Origin of the sequence: Bacterioplanoides pacificum (assembly GCF_042648445.1) — a bacterium.
Taxonomy (GTDB): domain Bacteria; phylum Pseudomonadota; class Gammaproteobacteria; order Pseudomonadales; family Oceanobacteraceae; genus Bacterioplanoides; species Bacterioplanoides pacificum.
This window is the reverse complement of record NZ_JBHRYB010000004.1, coordinates 1-3,093: the sequence shown is the minus strand read 5'-3', so window position 1 is coordinate 3,093 and position 3,093 is coordinate 1. Positions and strand designations below refer to the sequence as shown.

Annotated in this window: 2 protein-coding genes and 1 pseudogene; 2 read left to right on the top strand and 1 reads right to left on the bottom strand. The window is 44.3% G+C overall.

Going from position 1 to position 3,093, the window contains the following annotated elements; all coding sequences use genetic code 11:
* Window positions 1-2,036, top strand: a 2,036-nt coding sequence (locus ACFOMG_RS04640) for a hypothetical protein (RefSeq protein WP_376865086.1), incomplete at its 5' end; no start/stop codon positions are given.
* Between the two features lie 2 nt (window positions 2,037-2,038).
* Window positions 2,039-2,368, top strand: a complete 330-nt coding sequence (locus ACFOMG_RS04635) for a DUF6572 domain-containing protein (RefSeq protein WP_376865085.1) — start codon at window positions 2,039-2,041, stop codon at window positions 2,366-2,368.
* Window positions 2,369-2,947: 579 nt separating this feature from the next.
* On the opposite strand, the pseudogene ACFOMG_RS04630 reads toward ACFOMG_RS04635, so the two are convergent.
* A pseudogene (locus tag ACFOMG_RS04630) lies at window positions 2,948-3,093 on the bottom strand (IS256 family transposase); the annotation flags it as partial.

Below are 3,093 nucleotides of genomic sequence, written 5' to 3'. Positions count from 1 at the left end.
ACGAAAATGGTGACGGTATTTACGTCAATATCGACAACACCGATATGACCAATAGTACCGACACCGTATCAACGCTGGTGCATGAGCAGGCTCGTCATGAAATGGCTCAGAATGGCCAGGCAGGTGGTCTCAGCCGCGATGATCAAACGACATTGGCGACGAATCGTGGTGATCGTGCAGGAGAAGTCTGGGAAGCCTACAGTGGCCTGGCTGGGCAAAGCACTCAGGGCAGTAGTAACCAGCAAGACTGGAATAATGCCAATCGTAACAGCGGCAACGTTCAGCGTGGCACCCAGCAAATCGCCGCAATTAACAACAACGACCTCAAAGCTCGCCAGCTGAATCGCAACGAAGCCAGTATGCTGGATAAAGCGCGGGATAAAATCAACGATAGCGATAGCAATGATGCAGACAAGCAATTGCAGTTAGAGCGTTTAGATGCTTTAGCCTGCGCAGAAGTACAGTGCGCGGCGGGTGTTTCAGAGAATGATCCCTTATATGGAAAGCTAAGCGCTCTGCAAGCAGAAGGAGAAAGTATCAAGGCTACGGAAGGCGTTGATATTTTGGCTACGCTTGACGATTTAGGGGTTAGTACGGTTGCTCAGGAAGAAACGGAAATTACGAATAACTTCCTTGCGACGACGCGTACTGAAGTCAGCGATGAACAGCAGTTTCAGTATGGTGCAGGGGATGTGATCAATGATGGCATTGATAGCGCTGAAAAACTGGTGGCTAAAGCAGATGGCGCAGCACAGGCAGCGGGCGGTGTTGCCGGTGTTGTTGGTGGGGGCCTCATAACCGGTGGTGGTGTGGCAGGTTGTGGCCCATCTCTGGGGATTAGCTGTGCGGCCGTGCCAGCAGGTGTTACGTTGGCGACTTTCGGTGGAATTGAAGCGAAAGAAGGTCTGGAAAAAATTGTTGGTGACCATGAGTATAAAAATGGTCAGCGTGTTCAGGATTCCTTTAGTTCTGACACACATCAGGGTGACAGAAATGCCTCGGTAGAGCTTGCGAAAACCGTTGGGGTCGCAGTAGTTGAGAGTGCTGCAGCGAAAGTTGGCTTGAAGCAGGCCGGAGATGTTTACGATAAGGTAGCGGGTAAAACCAATTTACCATCAGGGAGTAATGGTAGTGTTGTCAGTGATGTTGAGGTGGTTGACGCACCAAGAACAGCGGCGAATGATGCTTACGGTAATGAAAGCAATGTTGTTGAATTATCGAATAGAAATAGCAATCAAAATGTAGATGCAGTAGGCGTTGAACAAAAAGCAACAGGCACCGATGGTGCATTGGGAAATTCCATTGTAGCGAGCCATGGCTCGGGCAGCGGCTCGGGTGTAAGTGGTAGAGGTTCGGTTAATACTAATGTTGATGCCATAAAAGGTAAGGCAGATAAAGTCGATGCTGGGGATGCTAGTCGTATTGGGCAGACAACGGAGGAGTTTGCGAAGAAGAATGATCTTAGTCCGGCGGTGGATATTCCAACGGTTAAATCAGCTCCTACAAGACGGAGTGTTCGAGCGGAACTCGATAAGCTACCGGACGGCCAAGGAGCGAATTTTGATGTTCGTCAACATGCTGATGGTAGTTTTAGTGCGGTCAGGAAAGACGTAGGCGCTACCCCACCCATTAAAGTTACCGAAAACGGAAATCTTGCTTCACCTATAAAGACCAAGTCATCAGCGACAGATAAATTAACGCCACAAGAAAAAGGTAGAATACTTCAAGAAAGACGAAGAGATGAAGAAATAGCCAAAGGAAACAAGGTGACGGAAGAAGTGACTTTGGAACTATCTGATGGGAAAAGAACAAGGGTTGATTTATTTGTTGAAGAGCCTAGTGGAAATGTAAAGTGTGTAGAGTGTAAAAATGGTCCAACAGCGAAACTAACAGACAACCAAAAACAAGCAGAAAGAGAGCTGCCATCTACAGGAGCAACAACAAGAGGTGGTAATGCTGATGGTACAAGTTTCGGTCGTGATGCTAAACTAGATAACTTAGAATTTGAAATTGATAGGCGAGATATTGAGGAATAAAAATGTCATCAGTTGAAGATGTGGACAAAATTGATCTGATTTCCTACGACGAAGAAAATAATGTTGTTAAGCTATTTATGAATGAAGGCCGTGACTGGGATTCAGATAATGAAATGTACCTTCAACTTCAAGAGAAGCTAAGTACCTATTTAACTTTTATTGAAGGCGGGATGATGGAGTCTGAGTTTCCAGAGTATATTGGGGCTACAATTGAAGTGCATTTGGATTGTGTGGATGAGCCTAAGAATCAATCGCTATCTATTTTGGATAGAGTAAGAAAGTTGCTCTTAGAAAAAAATATAAATTTCTTTTACCACGTTATTAACATTTAAATGAAGTAGTTTAGACCTGATCTGACTGTCCTGTCCACATTGTCCAGAGACTTTTTTGCTTGAAATTCAGTCAATTTTCAAAGGATAGCCTCTGAGAATTGATTGAAACTTAGTACTTTTCGCAGTTTTCTCCTCGTTTTTAGGCTTTTAAGTTTACCTGTGGGTGAAAGTCATCCAGTTTTTAGACCTTTCAGATAGCTGAGAATCTCCATTCGTATGGACAGGGTTCGTCATTGTTTTTTCAGTATTTATCAGCGTAAGAATTACTCTTGCTGTTGGTAATTCTTCAGTTGGCTCTGATAAGTTTCTTCCGGTGTTTGATAGCTTAAATTCTGATGCATCCGAACATGGTTGTACCAGAACTGAAAGTTCTGAAGCAAGTAGGGCAACTATTCTTCAGTTTTAAAGCTGGCTGACACACAAAATGCAGGCTTGGCTTGCCGTCGTTGTAGTGGCTCAATAATCCCGGGCCTCCAGATAGAGGTGGCGATGAAGATAAAAATAGAAAAAGTGATAAGCCAAGGTGATGTAAAAATCGTTATGGGAGAGACTATAAATAATTCTGTGTAACTGCACGGATTAAATATAGTCTCTCAATTGCTCTTCAAACTCAATAATGAAATGATTTAATGCCGGCTTCCAATTGCGAATCGGCATTGTCCATTTTCTTGATGCTTCACTGATCGCCAGATAAATCACTTTTCTGGCCGACTCCTCGGTTGGGA

Bases quoted from the DNA above. Each gene is read 5' to 3' on its own strand.
- ACFOMG_RS04635 (WP_376865085.1), top strand. From the start codon at position 2,039: ATGTCATCAGTTGAAGATGTGGACAAAATTGATCTGATTTCCTACGAC.